This is a genomic window from uncultured Algoriphagus sp. (assembly GCF_963974365.1).
GTDB lineage: Bacteria > Bacteroidota > Bacteroidia > Cytophagales > Cyclobacteriaceae > Algoriphagus.
Genome location: NZ_CAXBBX010000027.1, coordinates 1 through 17,857 on the forward strand (window position 1 = coordinate 1; position 17,857 = coordinate 17,857).

Annotated in this window: 13 protein-coding genes; 6 read left to right on the forward strand and 7 right to left on the reverse strand. The window is 41.5% G+C overall.

Going from position 1 to position 17,857, the window contains the following annotated elements:
- Positions 1-464: 464 nt before the first annotated feature.
- The 3 genes from AACZ87_RS22655 to AACZ87_RS22665 form a co-directional block, all read right to left on the reverse strand.
- A complete protein-coding gene (locus tag AACZ87_RS22655; RefSeq protein WP_339870365.1) occupies positions 465-701 on the reverse strand; it encodes a hypothetical protein in 237 nt (78 codons plus the stop codon).
- Between the two features lie 173 nt (positions 702-874).
- Positions 875-1,336: an Hsp20/alpha crystallin family protein gene (locus AACZ87_RS22660; RefSeq protein WP_339870367.1), complete on the reverse strand. Its 462-nt coding sequence runs from the start codon at positions 1,334-1,336 to the stop codon at positions 875-877.
- 1,753 nt (positions 1,337-3,089) lie between these two features.
- Positions 3,090-3,701 (reverse strand): hypothetical protein, encoded by a 612-nt coding sequence (locus AACZ87_RS22665; protein ID WP_339870368.1) that lies wholly within the window; start codon positions 3,699-3,701, stop codon positions 3,090-3,092.
- A gap of 408 nt (positions 3,702-4,109) precedes the next feature.
- Here AACZ87_RS22665 and AACZ87_RS22670 point away from each other — a divergent pair, with 408 nt between their 5' ends.
- Positions 4,110-4,373 carry a hypothetical protein gene (locus AACZ87_RS22670; RefSeq protein WP_339870369.1) on the forward strand — a complete coding sequence of 88 codons (264 nt, stop codon included), beginning with the start codon at positions 4,110-4,112 and terminating at the stop codon, positions 4,371-4,373.
- 45 nt (positions 4,374-4,418) lie between these two features.
- Here AACZ87_RS22670 and AACZ87_RS22675 read toward each other — a convergent pair whose 3' ends face one another.
- The 4 genes from AACZ87_RS22675 to AACZ87_RS22690 form a co-directional block, all read right to left on the reverse strand.
- The gene (locus tag AACZ87_RS22675) at positions 4,419-5,732 is read right to left on the reverse strand and encodes a RagB/SusD family nutrient uptake outer membrane protein (RefSeq protein ID WP_339870371.1); all 1,314 of its coding nucleotides are present in this window, start codon (positions 5,730-5,732) and stop codon (positions 4,419-4,421) included.
- Positions 5,733-5,841: 109 nt separating this feature from the next.
- A complete protein-coding gene (locus tag AACZ87_RS22680) occupies positions 5,842-9,051 on the reverse strand; it encodes a SusC/RagA family TonB-linked outer membrane protein (protein WP_339870372.1) in 3,210 nt (1,069 codons plus the stop codon).
- On the reverse strand, positions 9,041-10,828 hold the full coding sequence (locus AACZ87_RS22685) for a hypothetical protein (protein WP_339870373.1): 1,788 nt from the start codon (positions 10,826-10,828) through the stop codon (positions 9,041-9,043). The genes AACZ87_RS22680 and AACZ87_RS22685 overlap by 11 nt, the downstream gene beginning before the upstream one ends.
- 471 nt (positions 10,829-11,299) lie before the next feature.
- Complete coding sequence (locus AACZ87_RS22690; RefSeq protein WP_339868948.1) at positions 11,300-11,494, reverse strand: hypothetical protein; 195 nt, start codon at positions 11,492-11,494, stop codon at positions 11,300-11,302.
- 350 nt (positions 11,495-11,844) lie between these two features.
- Between AACZ87_RS22690 and AACZ87_RS22695 the strand changes: the two genes are divergently transcribed.
- The 5 genes from AACZ87_RS22695 (at position 11,845) to AACZ87_RS22715 (ending at position 17,840) form a co-directional block, all read left to right on the forward strand.
- Positions 11,845-12,144 (forward strand): helix-turn-helix transcriptional regulator, encoded by a 300-nt coding sequence (locus tag AACZ87_RS22695; protein WP_339870374.1) that lies wholly within the window; start codon positions 11,845-11,847, stop codon positions 12,142-12,144.
- A gap of 322 nt (positions 12,145-12,466) precedes the next feature.
- Complete coding sequence (locus AACZ87_RS22700; RefSeq protein ID WP_339870375.1) at positions 12,467-13,060, forward strand: hypothetical protein; 594 nt, start codon at positions 12,467-12,469, stop codon at positions 13,058-13,060.
- A 324-nt stretch (positions 13,061-13,384) separates the two neighbouring features.
- Positions 13,385-14,038, forward strand: coding sequence for a hypothetical protein (locus tag AACZ87_RS22705; RefSeq protein WP_339870376.1), 654 nt, complete (start codon positions 13,385-13,387; stop codon positions 14,036-14,038).
- Complete coding sequence (locus AACZ87_RS22710) at positions 14,035-16,152, forward strand: hypothetical protein (RefSeq protein ID WP_339870377.1); 2,118 nt, start codon at positions 14,035-14,037, stop codon at positions 16,150-16,152. Before AACZ87_RS22705 ends, AACZ87_RS22710 begins: the two co-directional genes overlap by 4 nt.
- Positions 16,152-17,840 carry a hypothetical protein gene (locus AACZ87_RS22715; protein WP_339870378.1) on the forward strand — a complete coding sequence of 563 codons (1,689 nt, stop codon included), beginning with the start codon at positions 16,152-16,154 and terminating at the stop codon, positions 17,838-17,840. The genes AACZ87_RS22710 and AACZ87_RS22715 overlap by 1 nt, the downstream gene beginning before the upstream one ends.
- Positions 17,841-17,857: the final 17 nt, after the last annotated feature.

The following is a 17,857-nucleotide window of genomic DNA, read 5'->3' on the forward strand; positions in this document are numbered from 1 at the left end:
TAACAGATCCTTTTCAACCTTTTTCAGAAATCCCTAATTTAGTCGGACACTAGTGTTATAAAATTAGAAATTTGTTAATCATTAGCAAGCCAAAATCGAATAGAAAAAGTAAAAAATCAGGAATAAGCTGTAAAGTTAGTTCTGTTAAGTAGAGTAGCGTAGGTTAAAAGTGAATTTCCCCAACCTCAAAATAACATACCACATCAGCAACGGTGAATTCAATACCAGCCTTGTATACCGAAGTGAAAGGTTGAGGCACTGAAGGGTTAGGGTTAATGTGAATACAAAAAGTACGAGGTATATAAGTCCCTCAGGAAGGATGTACTTGGTAGGCGAGAAAAGGCCCTACTCTCTCAGGGCCTTATAGTCATACATTATTACATCAAACCATGGGTTTCACCCATGGTTATTGATAGGTTGATATCCCCAAACATTCGGCACAGGCCGTGTGCGAAAAATTAAAATTATACCCTATCCAACTTTGGATTTCGAGTGACCTGCCATGAACGAGTTTGCTTTTGGGAAAGATTCTCCATATTTAGGCTAAACCCTTTACTCTTCAGCCAGACATCCAACTCCCTCGCATCTGAGGCGCCGAGCATCTGCTTGGCTTTTTTATATTCTTTGCTTAATAGTTGACCATCGAAACTCACTTTCTCTAGTATGGTTTTATAATAATCCAGAAAAGAATTTTTATTCATTTTTACTCTGCTTTTAGTTAAACAACATTGGGATAGAAATAACCCTACCTTGGTAATTAAAAACAACCCTCTGACATCAGTCTGCAGCCATTCGTTTTATATAAATAAGCTGTAGTATGCCGAGAGAAAAACAAATAAGTACAGACAGTCCCTTAGGACTGTCCATGCTCTACTTATCCAATATTAATTGTTCTAGATGGTTTTTTCTTGGCTTCCTCCCTCTTAGGTATCACCAACCGGAGAATTCCGTCTTCGTATTTACCTTCAATTCTATCACTATCCACGGTATTGGGCAGATAAAAAGAACGTGAAAAGGAATGGTAGCTGAATTCCCTGCGGGTGTATCCAAGTTCCCCCTCAAAAGTATCCTCTTGATTCTGGGAGGATTCAGCCTTTATGACCAAGGTATTGTTGTCCAACTCCACCTTGAAGTCATCCTTTTTCATACCTGGAACTGCCATCTCTACGTGGAAATCACTACCTGATTCGGAAATATTCACCCGTGGAAGGGTATAGCTTTCGGATGGTCTTCCAATGTTGACTGAATCCAGCCAATCAAACAAGCCTCTGCCCGGAAAGTCATCAAAGAAAGTAGCAGAATGACTTAAACTGTTTCTTTTCATTAATGTGTTCATTGCTTTACGTTTTAATAGTTCAACAAATAAACCTCCTGTCTGTGCAGCCTCTTGGCCAATAAAGACTATTTTAGACGGGGCACTAATTATAAAGAATCGCGATTCATACTGCGACAAAATCAAGCAAAATGCCAAAGTGAAATTTCATAAATTTTGTCAGTTTCACACTGAAAAAATGACAGGATGGCCTGTCGCCTGAAACCAAACATGTCAATACTTTTTTTACACCTACCGAAACCTCCAAATTATTACCCTCCCCATTGTCTTAGATCAAACGAACCCTCTAAGCAAGACGCCAATAAACCTTCAAAGTGCTGACAGCTGGGCCTTTGTCCTTTTTAGAAAGAGAACATCTCCTAAACGTGGACACCTAGCGCACTTAAGTTTTAGGTACTACCACAATTTTAATGGAGTTTACTTCTTATTTGTTTATGATGATGGTTTCCGGAGGCCATCATCCGGATGGGTGAGCCTTGCGGGATTTTCGGTTTTGTACTGGGTTGAACACCGTTAAGAAAATGACTTAGCTCACGAGGAACGAGAGGACAAGTCGAAAAGAAAATGCCAGGTGGGCATTTTTAGACTTGGGCCAGGTTTTGGGAGGGAGTCATTTTTAGGTGTCTAATCCAGAACAAAATTCCGCTGAATTGCTGTTTAAAATGAATAAGAAAAGGTAACAGCGGAAAGAAAAGACCGAGGCTCAGGGCTTTTTGGTTACTTTTTGGCCCCCAAAAAGTGACAAAGATAAAACCTTAATTAACGGAGGAAGATATATGGAATGTTCTGTTTCTGAAAAAAAATGAAGCAATTATACACAGAAGCTATACTTTCTTCTGGAGAAATTAGTTAAAAGGCCAACTTACCTTTCCATTAAATTCAGGGTAGAACCAAGTTTTAAGCAAACAGATTTATCAACTGCTTCCTGATTTAAGTACAGACTTTACAGGACCAAAATAATAGCTTCTACGATGCTCCTCCGATGCTCCTCCGATGCTTCTCCGATGCTTTTTCGATATACCATCGTAGTAGCATCGAGGTTAAGTCGAAGAAAGGTCGACTTGAAATCGTACCAAAGCTTACCATTCACCACTGCATCTCCCTAGCTTCTCCCTTGAACTTCCCTAAATCACTGGGAGAATGAAGGGAACTGCAAGGGAAGGATTAAGGGAGCATCAAGGGAGATAGTATTAGTTTGGTATAGATGAAACACTACCATAAGATGGACCATCGAGGAGTAGACCGAGTAGATTGACAGCCTGACATACAGAATTCCCAGCATCAGGAAGGATAATTAAAGACCCCGAATCGTAGTGCTAAATGGCAAGAAATAAGATGGTTTAAAAATAGACTAATAAGGCCATTTACCGCTTCCGAATGGTCATCTTCAGGAATCGCGAAATACTCTGGCACAGAGTAACTTAAAAACCACATCCCAGCAAGGTTATCTAATTCCAATTTTGATAACCAAACCTAAATGAAAGGGCTATTCTTCGTAAATTATACTCATTGATTTATCTATGATTAAGCCACTGCTCATATCGTCCCCATCCCTAGCCCATATCCGTGCAATGTGTCTGGGCAAAACGAGATTCCCTTCTCCGGAAACTGCCTGGTATGTTTTGGACTATAACCAGCGGCATCAGATCAGAAACCACATCACGGATTCCTACTTATTGGAAGCTTATCGCTGCCCGTACTGCGGCACCTATCACTTGGGTAAGAGCAACAAAAAAATCAGGCTTTATCACAGTTCCTAAGGCAGGTTTCTTCGCTCCCACTCTTTCAAGGCCCGGCTAAATGAGGGTGGCATCACGAGCAGGTAGGATGCCAGATAAATCTGCTTGATATCCAACAGCTTTTCATCATGCTTGAGTAAAAAATCCAATTTATCTACAAGAGTGGACTGACTGTGTACCTCATGGTAGAGTTGGCTCTGGGCCAAATCACTGGCTATGATGTGCTGCATCAGTCCATGCAAGTACTCGGGTTCGGCCTGGGCCAAACCCTGGATAAGCGCAAGACGGATATAAATCAATTCGCAAGGCAGCAAAGCCAGCCAGGAGGATTCTACACGCTCCCGGATACCTTCCAGTTGATTTCCGGAATAGAAGAGCTGATCACTGCGAAGCAGATGCTGCTCCACATGGCCATCTCCCATCTTCAGCCTGCCCAGGACAGCTCCCGAATAAATCAGGCATAAAACATTCTCCTTAATAAATGTAACCGGATCGCCTCTTCTAAACGTGACTGTGGTACAAAGTTCAAACAGTGGAGCAAACAGCTCTTTCTCATAAATACCATGGGCCTGGGCATACTTTATTATGCCTAATTTAATTTTCGTATCACTAATCATCCTACTGTGCATCAATGGAATTTGCCAGAAGTTCCGGCAAAATCCTCCGTACTACATTTATTTAACTACCAATAAGATAAAAGTCTAATTTCTATTTTCATAACCTTAGTTATCAAAATAGGTTTTACATAACCAGATCAGAGTCAGCGATTTGCATTTTTTGGTTGGGTATACTAAGTTCAATCCATCATCTCCGGATTACTTTGATCACTTGCAAGGAGTATCCTGGGACAGTACATCCGTCATTCCTTAGGCTGGCAGAAAGGAATACAGCCGCATCTGGACGGATAAAAACGGGAGACGCCCAAAACCCTTGAACAGAGTAGGCATTTTAACCACTTCCGGTAAAAAGCATGTAGCTCAATCCGGAAACCCTAAACGTTTTCCCTGCTTTTGATCTGTCAAAAAACAGGATACAATATGAAGAATCTAGCGGGCAAGTTGCCCCTAATAGCCTTTGTAGTAGCTGCCTTCGCGGCAGTTGCTTTTACCTCTCCGAAAGAGGAAGACCCTATGTTTGCAAGAATAGTCGATGATGACGATAATGTCACCTGGCTAGAGGTAAATGATCCAAATAATCCGGTAAGTTACCAGTGTAACCTTGGATCAGAGTATTGTCTCTACAGTGCACCGAACGAAAGCTCACCGATTGGCACCCAGGATAAAGAGTTCATCCTAAATTAATAAGAAAAATTCAGGGCAGGAGGTTTCTTCCTGCCCTGTTTACATTTAATAGAAACTCAACTCTCTTGCAGGAATTGGTAATATATACTGATCAGATTCCGGCGATAAGCTATATTCCTGTCCCTCATAAGTTCTCTTTAAAGTTTCTCTAAATCTATCCTCTGCATTTAACCGCCTAAGGTCTGTCCATCGAAGTCCTCTAAAAGGCAACTCTTTTCTGCGCTCTTCAATTATAATTTTTAAAGCCTGACTTTCATCCAAGAACTCTTCAGGAATAAATTCATCACTATGCCTCTTACTCAGTAACTCATTGAGAACCTGCTCAGCCTGCTCCAATTCACCAGTTCGTATAAGGCATTCGGAATAGGTCAGGTAGACTTCATCAGAAGCAAGTCCGGTAAAATGTGTTATTCCTCCTGTATAACTTCCCCTAAAATTCACATACCCGGCAGGTCTGGTGATGAAGAAAAGATCTCTCCTTAAATCACTAGTATCATATAGGGCATAAAGATCATCATCCACCTGAAAACCTGATTGGGAACTGAAGCTAGATCCTGAGCGGACATACCAGATTGTTTCTTTATTAAACTCCTCTATAGGATAGGTAATAGAGTGGTCATAGACACTATAGTCTTCTAACACCAGCCCAAGTGCCATTGTCTCTCTAGAAGCAATCAAGGCATTGTCATAGTCTCCCCAACTTAAGTAAATACGCGCTTTAAGTGCCTTTACTGCTTTCAGAGATGGGCGTGTGAGGTATTCCGGGTCTCCGGCCATCAGTCTGTCCGCCTCTTCCAAATCGCCACGGATAACAGCTTTGATTTCCTCGGTACCCGCTAACTCAGGGCTCAGCGTAATGGAGGTACTATTTCTAACCGGTATTTTGGGAGTCAACCCTTTGGACTCCAGATTTGGGCCTTCCATATAGAGTGAGTATAAATTATAATAAGCATTGGCTCTATAAAACAAGGCCGTACCCTTGATCTGATTTGCGATATCGCTCCTTTTTTCTTCATTCTTTTCCAATGCTTCCAACACCAAATTGGAAATCTGTATCTGGTTATAGCAAGTTCTCCATTCAAATATTTGATCCTCCAATTCAAAGGGATCAGCTTTCCACAAATACAGGTTTTGATGCCAGGGAGTAAAAGAAAGGAACCCGGCGTCATCGGTAAAGTATTCGTCTGCCAGCATAATATTCATCCCGGCGCTAAAATTCATGGTACCGTAGTCAAGCATGGACTGTAAAGATTCCAAAGATCCGGGGGTATCGATCGCCTTAGATGGCCTCTCGTCCAGAAAACCTGTGCAGGACAGTAGCATGAATGCTAGTGCAAGTATGTAGCTCGTATTTTTCATGTGTTTTTAATTTGTTTTTCAATGGCCACATGGAATGCCCAAAATAATCATCCGTCTGTGTGTGAAGTTTTTATAGTAGGCATTTCATCTGTTTTATAATTAACTTGAATTAGAAATTGACCCTCAGTCCCAAAGCAGCGCTCCGAACTGGTTTTTGCGTCTGAAAATCCGGATCCTGGGTATCGGAAGTAGCTTTCCACAGCAATCCGATATTGTTTATATAAGTGAACACTTCAAGGCTTTGAACCGGAAGTGTCGGATGATCCCGCTTGTTCCAAGTACGCCCTGCCCTGATATCCTGCAGACGGATATGGTCACCTTTTTCCACCAGTATAGAAGACCTGCCATAGAAATTTTGCCTTTGAGCATTTAGCCTCTCCTGCTCCGAAGGAATTTGTGTATGCTGCTCGTCACCGGGCTGCTGCCAACGTTTGCTGTAATCAGAGTGGGTTATTTCCCCTCTGGCCAATGCCGAATAACTTACGGTGGCCCGCTTGTAATAATATCCCATCCGATAGGAGATATTAAAGGATAGATTCCAGCCTTTCCAGTCCAGTGTATTTCGGATTGATCCAAACAGCGTAGGTCTAGCGGAGCCTTCCAGGGTCATGGACTCCGGCGTAACAGCACTTAAAATTGCAGAATAGTCATCCGATAATTCCCCATCCAGATAGCCAAGAGGATTGCCATTGGCAGGATCCAGACCTCCCCAAGGAAGTGAGTAAATGGCATAGAGAGGATTCCCTTCCACCGGTATGAGACTGGAAGCCCCACTGGTAAACATCTGTGCAACAGATCTACTGCCATCAAATGCTATCACCTTGTCTTTCCAGCCACTCAGGAGCCATTGGGTACTCCATCGTAATGCTCCGTCTATATTGACTGTATTCAGGGTCAGGTCAAACCCTCGTGTCAACGTACTTGCAAAATTCCCGCGATACTGGTAAATGCCATTCGAACCCGGCACCTGAGTTTCTCCTATCAGATCCTCACCCTGCTTGGAATAAAATTCCAGAGTACCTCCTACACGTCCCGACTTCATCTCAAAATCCATTGCTAAATTCGCTATCCTGATTTTCTCCCATCTCAGATTTGGATTGGGGGGATTGGTGACGTAGGCATTTCTCAGTCCACTGATGTAGTCATGGTAGGTGGTGTACTGTATGGTCGTAAAGGCACTAAGGGATTTATCCACATTGCCATTGTAGCCATAGCTCATTCTGACTTTCAGAAAAGGCATCCAGTCCATTCCATAGAAACCTTCCTCACTGATTATCCAGCCCAAACCCGCACTCCAGAGCGGAACTCCCCGCTGGTTGGTTTCCACACCGAAGATATTGGACATATCCTTTCTGGCACTTATTGTAGCCAGGTATTTCCCCTGATAGGTATAGCCAGCATTTGCGAAATACGAAAGATACCGATCGGTAACACCCGTGTGGGAAGTTCCGGAGGGAATAGCCTGTCTATTCCCGGGATTGTAGTATTGAGGAAACCTCGTGGTATAATCTACCGGAACACTAAGCCCCAAAACATCGTCGTAGCCATAGAAGCTTGTCCTGTCGGACAGACTGTTCAGATCTCTGATTTCCCAGCCTCCCAGCGCAGTCACTTGATGCGCATTGCGGGTAAGGGAATAATTGAGACTGGCCCTCAGATTGTGGCTTTGGGAAGCAGAGTGAACATTGGTAAAACGCCCTCCTCTTGGAACAGGGTAAGACAAGCTTCCATCTTCAGAAACCTGCGTGAAGCTATTGATCATGTTTCTCATGACCCAGAGTTCCTCTGTCTCAATATTCCGGGTCTCTGCATTATTCTGCCAGTATTGGTACTGCACCTGGGCATTCAATCCAGGAAAAAGGGTATACTTGATCCCGGCATTTGCCCTGATATCCATAGACAGCGTACGGTTATTGCCCTTGCCGATTTCTTCCAGGGGATAAGAACGCCAATCCAACAGTCCATCATTCTCAATTTCATCCAAATAACGAGAACTAAGGTTTGCCAGAATTGGCAGTGCATTCCCCTGTTCATCGGCAAGCAGTTCATACGGATCCAGTGTGGGTATTCCTGTATCAGAGAAATTAACCGATCTGGTCAGGTAGAGCCCCGTGGAAACCTCAAGTTTGTCATGCATCAGCTTCCATTTCTGTCCTGCATTGAAGGTGATTCTGTCATCCTGCGCCCCCACCTGACTGCTCAGGTTGTGGTCATAGCCACCTGAAAAATTAAACAGATAGGAATTTCCTCCCCCATTCACCTGAAAAGCATATTGCTGGCGAACAGCCGTACGATAGTAGTATTTCTCCAGATCCCTTCTACTATCCTGCCTGGCATACCGGCTTAGCATCGCGTCTGCTTCCTGCTGGGTAATCCTGCCTTCCTTTGCTGCCAACAGCGCCTCTACAGCAAAAGATACCGGTGAGTGGGCCGAAGAATTAATCCTGGAATTGTAATAACCCGATTCAAACAGCTTCCGCTCTTGGGCGATAAAGTCCCCCATCTCCATCTGTGGTTCGTAGAAAAGATCCGGTTTTTCCAGCACAGTGAGATTGGATTGGAAGGAAACCTGGATAGGACGGTTGTACTGCCCTGACTTGGTGGTGATCACAATTACGCCATTCCCCGCCTGGGCTCCCCAGATAGAAGCAGCCGCAGCATCTTTCAGAACTGTGATTGATTCCACATCGTTGGGATTGATATTGTCGATATTGCCCTCATACGGAAGATTATCTATCACGATCAGGGGCTGCGTATTGCCAAAAAGCGTGCTTCTCCCACGGATACTGATCGGCTCATTGGTGCCTACGTTCCGGTTGAAAATCACCCCCGAAGACACGTCTTCCATCCTTTCCAGAATAGTGCTGCTCACCCTTCGATCTATCAGCTCATTGTCCAGCTGGACAAATGAACCTGTAGCCCTTTCCTTGGGGATCTCCTGATATCCTGTGGATACCACTTCTACTTCTCCCAGCAACTGCTCGTCAGTTTCCATACGAATAATCAGCGGGGACTCTGTTGGCAACTGTATTTCCTTATTGATGGTCTGAAATCCTATAAAACTTATCGTCATACGGTAGCTACCTGCAGGAAGGGAAAAAGTAAATTCCCCCTTATCATTACTTACCTCCGAGCGACCAACTTCCTTGATCAGTACCATGGCTCCAGCCAAGGGCAGCCCGGTTTCAGCCTCCAGAACCTGCCCTTTCAGCAGATGGTCTGTACTTTGTTTAGCGTGGGACACCTGGGTGACCAGGAAGAACACTACAGGCAGTATCAGTAGACGCCTGAATATCAAATGGTAAAGTTTATTTTTCATCTCCTTGTGGTTTGGGGTTAGATTTTGAAAGGATGTCAGCTTGCTCCCTTTGGGAAGCAAAAAGTCCCTGGTCTAAATAGGTTTGGATTAATTGGGACCAGCCTTCACGGTTTTTTGGAAAGCTGCCTGACTGCAGGATTCTCCCTTGCCCGTCCAGCAGGATCTGGGCAGGAAAAGACCGGATAAGGTTTTGTCTGAGGGTAGGATGATCCGTACCGCCTGAATAGAGGTTAATACTCTGATCTGAGGTATACCTGCCGCTTGCCAGACTCTTTTTCCACAAGTCCTGGTCGTTGTCCCCTGCCACCGTCACAAAGAGGACATCGGGATGATCTTCAAACTCCTCCATGATGGGCAGAAAGGTGTCTCTGGCAAAACTCAGACAGGCTCCGCAGCCACTGAGCCAGAAATCCACAATAACGAGCTTGCCTTTCCAGGCTTCAGGATAAACTGTATCTCCCTGTTGATCCAGAAAACCATGGGCAGAAAAATCCTGTCCTTTAAGATTGCCATGCTGAAGTGCATCCAGCTGATGGGCAATCCAAGGTGTACGGATATAGCCCAGTGCATGCGTAAACAGTGAGTCTGCATCCGGCAGCTCCTTAAATTCTTTTACCAGATAGATGGCATCCACCTGCTCACGAAGCGGAATGGGAATGGCCTCGCTGAGCTGAAAGAAGGCAACCGGAAGCAGTTTTTCCAGTAGGCTGTTTTCCAGATAAAGTGCTTCTGCCAACTCATGGGGAACGGTGCCTGAAATGCCCTCAGGGAAAAGCAGGGGAATATCCATGCTGTAGCGAAGCAGTAGCTCTCCCCAGCCCTTCTCTCCAGGACGGCAGTTACGGACAAACTGGAGCGCTGAATTATATAAATTCCCCGTCCAGTAAAGCCGAAGCCAGTCGGTTAATTCTGGGGGTAGCACATCCCTGTAGCGTGCAAGCTCTGTAAATACCGGGTGGGGATGGATTGCTGAAAAGAGGTATTCAGCCCTGTCCATACGCTGGGCTTCCGTTTCCAGCAACTCCATCTTCTTACTCCATGCTGGCAGATAGTCTGACACTACTTGTTCATAGTCCGCCTGTTTTTCAGGGGTATTCAGCATGACCGAAGCGTCCGAGATCAGCATCACAGGATTACGTCCTGCACTCTCTGCCAAGGCCACTTCTTTGAGCTGACGCTGTATGCGGACCTTATTGGCAGAAGGTCCGGAGAGAAAGAGTTCTGAGCGTTTTGCATTCCAGTGTATGAGCAATGAATCACCCGGCTGAACCCAGATATTCTGAAGCAGAGGAGTCCTTCCCTCACTCAGGCTAAATCTGGCAAAAGGCTCCTGCATAGGAATCCTAAACTCAAAGACCTGCTTGCCGGAAGTACCTGCATAGAAGTCACCCGGCTGTAAGGCAAGGCTATTGCCCTGCCTATCCATCAACTGATAATAAGGATCCAACTCCTGCTGGATCAGCTCATAGCTTAACTGCGTGGGGTTTTCCGAATCCGGGGTTATCTCTCCTTTCAGCGTAAAGAATCCCTCCGATTGGGCAGAAGAGCCTTCGCTCTCCTGCCCTTTTGCTGCGGAGTGATCAACCAAACCATTTTGCTCCGGCAAAGTATCGGAGCGGGTCTCCCCGCCCCGATGGGTGTCCCGCAATCCAAACGGAACACTGGGGCTAGACCTATGAAGAAAATCCGCCCCGGGTGAATCAGCAACTTGTGCTGTGGATGTGCTTCCGAATAGGCATAGCGATGCCAGGAAGCATGTGAATAGATGTTTTTTCATGCTTTTGATGTTTGATGCTGGGTGTCGGATGTCGGGTGTCCGATGTTCTGTCACGCTGAGCGAAGTCGAAGCGTATATGTCCATAGGCGACAGACCACAGTCCACAACCGTCTGCGGAACAGGATAGCAGTAGGCCGTCGTCAATGTTACCGTCATTGCGATCCCGAGAATCGGGAGAAGCAATCTCAGTCGCACTTTCAGGTCATTTCGAACGGAGCTTGCGGAGAGAGAAATCTCTAACTTCTTAACTTTTGAATCTTGATTCTAGCTACTTGGTACTTTGTACTTTATACTTTGACTCCAAACAAGACATAGAAATCCCACCTTAGCCTACTTGGCCAACTAGCAATAAATAAATACTAAGAAATGTGTCAGCTCTACCGGCTACTGAGAGCTTGCTGACGTGAGTGTGTAGTAACCGATCTGCTCAGGGATGTGCACCTCCCCTTTCACGGTCTTAAAAATGAATCCTCAAATCGGATTCTTGGGCTTCAGAGGATACAGGCGATCTACCGCGGCGATGCCCTGTACCTCTGGAAGGATGTAATAGGCTCCGATAGGTAATGAGCAATGTGACCCAATGTAAAAAAGCACAGACAGATCTTTCTTCAGGAATACTAATCCCAGGAAGCAACTTAATCCAGAAAAAATCAAGGTCTGTTCCATGATACTTGGGTTATAACGAAGTCACCAAGAAAAAAAGCCATTGAAGTGGACTCTCCTTCTTGCAAGAACTGAGGTACGGCCAAGCACCTGGGAACAAGCAAGCGAGTAGCCCACGCCAATGGCGTGAGCATTCCCACTTTTGTCTCGTTCCATAAAGAAAATTGGCCGTTTTCAGTTCTGAGACACTAAGTGCGAACGCTTAGAAATCATTTCGAATATCAATCCAAAGTTATCCATTTGAATAAAATATCCGAGGTATTTCTAAAATATCCACAGCTAATATAGAGTATTTAATCAAATACTCCTAATTAGGAGTAATAATTTTTCCAGGCAATTATGTGATTGCCAGCATGGAAAATCAAGATGAGAAATTGACCCCAAAAGCAGAATTGCTGAAATTCATTGGAGACAGAATGGTATTTCTACGGAAGTTAGAAGGATATACGAATCATGATGTTTTTGCTTATGACAAAGGAATCAATAGAAGCCAATATGGCAAATACGAGAAAGGAAAGTCTGATCTTCAGATATCTACTCTAATACGTATCATCTATAGTTACAATGACATGACAATTGAAAAATTCTTTGAAGGAGTAGATATTCCAGAGGAATTTACCAAAAGGAATTCTACAACTGAAGGCACGAAATAGTCCGAAGCAGAGGTATGTAATTACTGAGGAGAGGGAATAGTACTATAAAAACCTAATATCCTTAAATTGTGATATGGATCTTAGTTCCCGAAAGTCAAAACTCAATAAACAGATCACCATTTTTAAATGGATTGCAGGAATTTCGGCACTAGTTGCACTTATCCCACTCATTTGGGCCGGAATGCAAGTATTCCAAAGTCACTCCTTTTTCAAAGAGAACGAACTTGGTGATTTCATTGGTGGGACTTCCGGAACATTTGCGTCGTTTGCTGCACTAGCCTTTGTTTATGTCGGCTTCCTTGGCCAGCAACTCCAAATTCTCATGCAACAGGAAGAGCTGGAAATGAACCGCCAAGAACTAAAGGATACTCGCGTGGAAATAAAAGGTCAAAAGGAACAATTAGAGCTTCAGAATGAACATTTTAAGATTCAATCTTTCAACGATGTCTTTTTTAAACTCTATGATATTTTTAAAAATCAATCTGAGATGAATTTGTACTCAGATCTCGGAGATGAACCCTTGATAAAAAAAATGGGCGTTTTCATCACAAACATGAAAAATGAAAATCCACTTTTCAATCACGCAAATTTATCTAACCCAGATATAATTGAAATAGTTACTAAAATTTTTGAAAAATCATTTAAAGGAGGTCCAGCTAGAATCAATGGAATAATTTCAAATAGTATTGCCATCCTGATTCATATAGACCAGAACAGAAACCTCATTAATCGAGAGTATTACTTATCAATTTTTAAAAATGGACTTACTATCCATGAAGAGAGAATCCTTTTTTATTCATTTTGGTCGGACGAATTTTTATTACCTGACCAAGAAGAGTTAATCTTAAGAGATTTTTTGCAAAGACTTCCTGCTCATCACCTTTTACATTCAGTCCACAAAAGGCTGATTATGTGAAGAGTGATTGACTCTACGCCTTAAACACCAGAAAACTGTTGCTAGGGTTCTCATTTTTACTTTGGAAGGTTACGGTTCTCGGATCAATCACAAAGTACGAGTTAGCTAAAAAAAAAATAGTCTGGATTACCAGAATAAGCGACCAACAGTATTGTCCAGAATATACAAAAGATTGCCATTTTTTTATTAACATTGTTTACAACGAAAGAATACAGTCACTAAATAAAATGTTTACCCTTCTGAAAATCTTTCTCATTATTAATACAAAAAACACATCAACCCTTCAATTAGTCTTTGTAAACAATTCTAAAACTGACAAGATAAATGGAACTCGACGAACAGGTTCGGATATACAAAGATAGATTGAGGATTTTTTTAATTCTTTTCTACTTCAGTGATGAATTTACATCAACTGAGCACCCTGAATATAAAAAGATCTTTAAAAGCGAAGTACGCATTCAGAAGATTGATTTTCTCATTCGTAACCCAGATTATCTTGCTTACGAATTGTTGCTCATTGCCGCAAATGACACAGATAAAAGACAAGAAATCAAACAGATTGTAAAATCAATATATGATTCTTCAGAACCGCAACTACGAAGACTGGAAATGGAGCGATTTTTTTTCGGAGCCTATGAAGACATTGATGATGTTATAGGGTTCCTTAAAAGCATTGGCTTTATCGGTTTCACAAGCAGAAAAAATAGTGACTTGAAAACAATTGAGAAACAGTATTTTGTTACTCAGCTGGCTATAACCAAGGCCAATTCTGCCATAAGTAATCTACCAGCTTTGGAATGGTACATAAGAAGATGTGAACTTATTAATAATTATTTTGGCAACCTCTCTGGCTCCCAGCTTAAGGTGTCGCAATATCAAATAGAGGAATATAGGAATACTTCTTTCAAAAATTTTATTGGTGAGATATCCGAGACCGTAAAGAATGATTTTTACAGCATTTTCAATGAACGATTATGAAATTTGACTACAATAGCTTTATCTCAGAGCTTCAAAAAGAATTTGATGGAACCTTTAGCGAATCGGAAATTAAAGACTTATTAAATCTTGAAGAGGAGATCATTAAAGACACACCACTCTCAACAGGTAAGCGGTTAGTAGTGAATTATGTTTCATTTACTGGCAAAAAGTCTACTGAAGACGCTCAGGATTTTAAAGACGAAATCATTGATTATAGACAGGAAATATACTCAGGAGTAAACATTTGGGTAGCAGATAATTTAAAAGGTAAATCTAGCATATTCAAAGTTATCAAGTTTGCGCTTACTGGAGATAATAGTCTTAAACCTAATATCTCAAAATGGATTGATCACATATTGGTTGTCTTTAGTATTAATGACAAGAAGTATACTGCATACATAAACAATTCGAAGAGGCAGATAAATGCAGCTTTGTACAATAAAGAGATTAAATCATATCCAGTGGAAGGGGAATATTCTGAAGAACAGTTATTTTTTTCTACTTCTAAAGATGATTTTCAGTCCAAATTGAAAGAATTCTTTTTTCATCAATTTGATTATTATTCTCTACGTTGGACTCAGAAGTCACCTATAAAAGATAGTGACGATTTATTGGAGGCAGGTGCTAGTTGGTTGACTTATTTCAAATCAATATTCTTAGAATCAAAAGATACTGCAGAGTTAATGTACGGTGGGCAGGGAACAAAAGTATTCCAAATGCTTCTGGGGCTTTATCTTACTTCTCCGATAAATAAACTGACCATAGAAAAAGATAAGATGATGCACCTAAAAGGTAAGCAGCAATCTTTTGATTCAAGAGAAGTACTAGAGAATGAAGAAAAGAAAGTGCAACTACAAAAACGTCTCGATGAACTGACGGAAAAGTTAAGTAAATTAATGCAAGCCGAAAGACAGTCAGTTGATATTATTTCAATGGTAAAGGAATACGATCAGTTGTTGGCCGCAATGGAAGTTGAGAATGCTAAATCCTTTAAACTTAACAATGATATTCAAAAGAATAGAAAACAAAAGACAGAAACGTACGAGCGAAAACAATTTGTCGAAGAAGAGCTAAACAAACTAAAGAAAGAGTTTATTAAAGCAGAAAAGCAACAGACAGATATCAAAGAATACTTAGAAATCGGGATATTCTTTTCAAATCTGGACCTTAAGGCATGCCCAAGTTGTAGTCATCCTGTTACCAGTGAAAAAAAGCAACGGGCTGTTACTGCACACACTTGCGCTTTGTGCAGTGACGATGTATCAGAAGATATTTCAGATGTAAACACTGACAGTCTATCAGCTAAATCCGATGAGCTCACCAAATTACAAGAAGGTCTTAAGATAAGTATAGAAGCACTTAAATCTGAACTGGATGAGATAACGAAAAACGCCAAAGAGTTATCTAAAGTTAAAATTCAACTGGAACAGCAGCAAAGTTCAATTAAAGATACAGGTGCGCTGAATACCAGACTTTTTGAATTACAAAGGGCAATAAGCGAAGAACGTAAAAAGGTTCGACCACTTGATTCAGAAAAAAATGATATCATCGAGAAAAAAGCAGTTTTAAACTATAGGATAAAGCAACTCAATGAACTACCACAAAGAACGGGAGATCAAAAAATTGAACAGAAGATTCAGCTTCTTGCTAAAGCTATAGACAAACTAAACAAAATCCGGTTTGCCGATGGTCAATCCATACTTAAAAAGCTGTCTGATCTCATGACAGATGAAGTTAAGGCACTAGGTCTAAGAATTACAGAAATCACCATTAATGATCGATTTGACATTAAATACAAACAGGATGGAGATTATCTTTCATTTTCAGAAATTGCAGAAGGTGAGCAATTGCGTGCTAAGCTGGCATTTTATTTAAGTCTGATCCAATTGGATATTGAACATAACTATGGCCGTCATACAAGATTTTTAATAATTGATAGCCCCGGTAAGGAAGAAGGTGATAAAAATTACCTGGATAGCTTAACTAGATTAATAAAAGAACTGGAAACACGTTTTGGCGATGACCTACAGATATTGATTGGGACAGCTGAACGCAGTTTAGAAAATGCCGTAACTCATCAAAATATATTTCCAGAAAATGTATATGTTTTCTAATGGGTGGAATTAATGATCATTTTACTGCTATGAAGGTGCCTGAGAGGATAACATTTCTTCAGTTTGCCTTTTTTGCAGAAGCAGAGAAATCAACAGCGAAGGAACTGAACATCCTTTTAAGCGGTATAATTTCAAACTCTTACGAAAATACCTACATTCAAAAGTTAGCTATCGAAAGGCTAATGGATTTGGTTTTTTTAAATAAACTGAAACCAAGACATGCCCTAGCAATCTTAATTGACAATTGGGGAACAGACGATCTTCCATTGAACACCGTGAGGATAAAATCGCTGTACTATCTGGTTGAATATGAGAAAGAAGATATCGAAAAAATATTCAATCAATGTCTTAGCTCGCAAGAAGCCGAACTAGCCGCTGAAGCATTTTTCCATCTCGGCCTGATTGATATGCAACAAGGGCTGCTATCTCAGGATAAGTCTACTTCTATTGCCGCCCTTGAAAAAAGCCGGTCAGAATTTTTGTCTGCTATTCAGGTGATTGAAAATAGAACGGATGCACATATACTGAGCAGGGTGATAGATTTAACTATCAATATTTTAAATAATGTAACCCATTCTCTAAAGACAAGTTTGAAAGAAATTGCTGATATGCTGTTTAAAATGGATGGGTTTTCATTCAATTTCAAGGACGGTCCATTCTATGCTGGATTTTATAGAATATTGGTAGGGCTGGTAAAAATATCGGAACGAAACCCGCTTTCCTGGCTGGACTATAGGGCAGAACTATCCTCCTTATTTCATCAATACTCACTTATCAAAGATCAGGAAATTAAAGATAGACTGTCCTTAAGCCAGTTGTCTTCAGGTTTCTTAGGAAAATTAAACACTGCGTTCTTTGAACCTTTCTTTGCATTGAATTTTTCAGCAGACCAGTCAAGGATTGCTATCAGATTAAACGAATTACCTCCAGATGGCCAGGAAGCTTCTTTTCTAAAGAACCTTTTAGACTTTTTGGAAACTGATCCAAAAAAAAAAGCCTCTTCTGAATCTCTAAAAAACCAGCTTAAGCAATTGTTCTCTTCAGCTTCAGATGCCACTATCGAGTCCCTTGCAGCGAAATATTCCGGCGAGAACGAGCAAATGCAATTATTTAAAATTTACCGGGAACTTTCCAAACCAACAGTAACACAGTTGGACGATGCTATTATAAAGAGTTGTTTGACTATTCAGACTAACCGTATCTATTACGGCAGCTTTTCAGAGGATGACAGGAATACTTTCATAGCCAGTATGTTGGAAAGTGCAGGTTTTTTAATCAAAGACCAAACCCGGAAAAGCACAACGGAAACTGGGAAATCGGCAGGAGAAGTAGATATTTTTATCCAAGACATAGAAAATCTCCCGATTTCACTTATTGAAGCTCTCAATCTAGCTTATGTAGATAAAAATTACATCGCAACCCATATAAATAAAATTTTTACCTATGATTCTAACGGGTTGCCTGACAATTATATAATAGTCTACGCCAACGCGGCAAATTTTGGTTCCTTTTATAAAACCTACTGTAATTATGTGAAATCCCATAACTTTAAATACCGGTTGGTAAAGCTGACAGAAGATAGTTCAGTTCTTTATTCTGAATTGAAGAAATTCACGGTTGTGCATAACCGCAATGGTGTTGAAGTCAAAATACATCACATTATTATCAATCTAAGCAACAAAAAATGATTAGTGTACTGGCATTA

Bases quoted from the DNA above. Each gene is read 5' to 3' on its own strand.
- AACZ87_RS22680 (WP_339870372.1), bottom strand. From the start codon at position 9,051: ATGAAAAATAAACTTTACCATTTGATATTCAGGCGTCTACTGATACTG.
- AACZ87_RS22675 (WP_339870371.1), bottom strand. From the start codon at position 5,732: ATGAAAAATACGAGCTACATACTTGCACTAGCATTCATGCTACTGTCC.
- AACZ87_RS22705 (WP_339870376.1), top strand. From the start codon at position 13,385: ATGGAACTCGACGAACAGGTTCGGATATACAAAGATAGATTGAGGATT.
- AACZ87_RS22695 (WP_339870374.1), top strand. From the start codon at position 11,845: ATGGAAAATCAAGATGAGAAATTGACCCCAAAAGCAGAATTGCTGAAA.
- AACZ87_RS22685 (WP_339870373.1), bottom strand. From the start codon at position 10,828: ATGAAAAAACATCTATTCACATGCTTCCTGGCATCGCTATGCCTATTC.
- AACZ87_RS22700 (WP_339870375.1), top strand. From the start codon at position 12,467: ATGCAACAGGAAGAGCTGGAAATGAACCGCCAAGAACTAAAGGATACT.
- AACZ87_RS22710 (WP_339870377.1), top strand. From the start codon at position 14,035: ATGAAATTTGACTACAATAGCTTTATCTCAGAGCTTCAAAAAGAATTT.
- AACZ87_RS22660 (WP_339870367.1), bottom strand. From the start codon at position 1,336: ATGAACACATTAATGAAAAGAAACAGTTTAAGTCATTCTGCTACTTTC.
- AACZ87_RS22670 (WP_339870369.1), top strand. From the start codon at position 4,110: ATGAAGAATCTAGCGGGCAAGTTGCCCCTAATAGCCTTTGTAGTAGCT.
- AACZ87_RS22690 (WP_339868948.1), bottom strand. From the start codon at position 11,494: ATGGAACAGACCTTGATTTTTTCTGGATTAAGTTGCTTCCTGGGATTA.
- AACZ87_RS22665 (WP_339870368.1), bottom strand. From the start codon at position 3,701: ATGCACAGTAGGATGATTAGTGATACGAAAATTAAATTAGGCATAATA.
- AACZ87_RS22715 (WP_339870378.1), top strand. From the start codon at position 16,152: ATGGGTGGAATTAATGATCATTTTACTGCTATGAAGGTGCCTGAGAGG.
- AACZ87_RS22655 (WP_339870365.1), bottom strand. From the start codon at position 701: ATGAATAAAAATTCTTTTCTGGATTATTATAAAACCATACTAGAGAAA.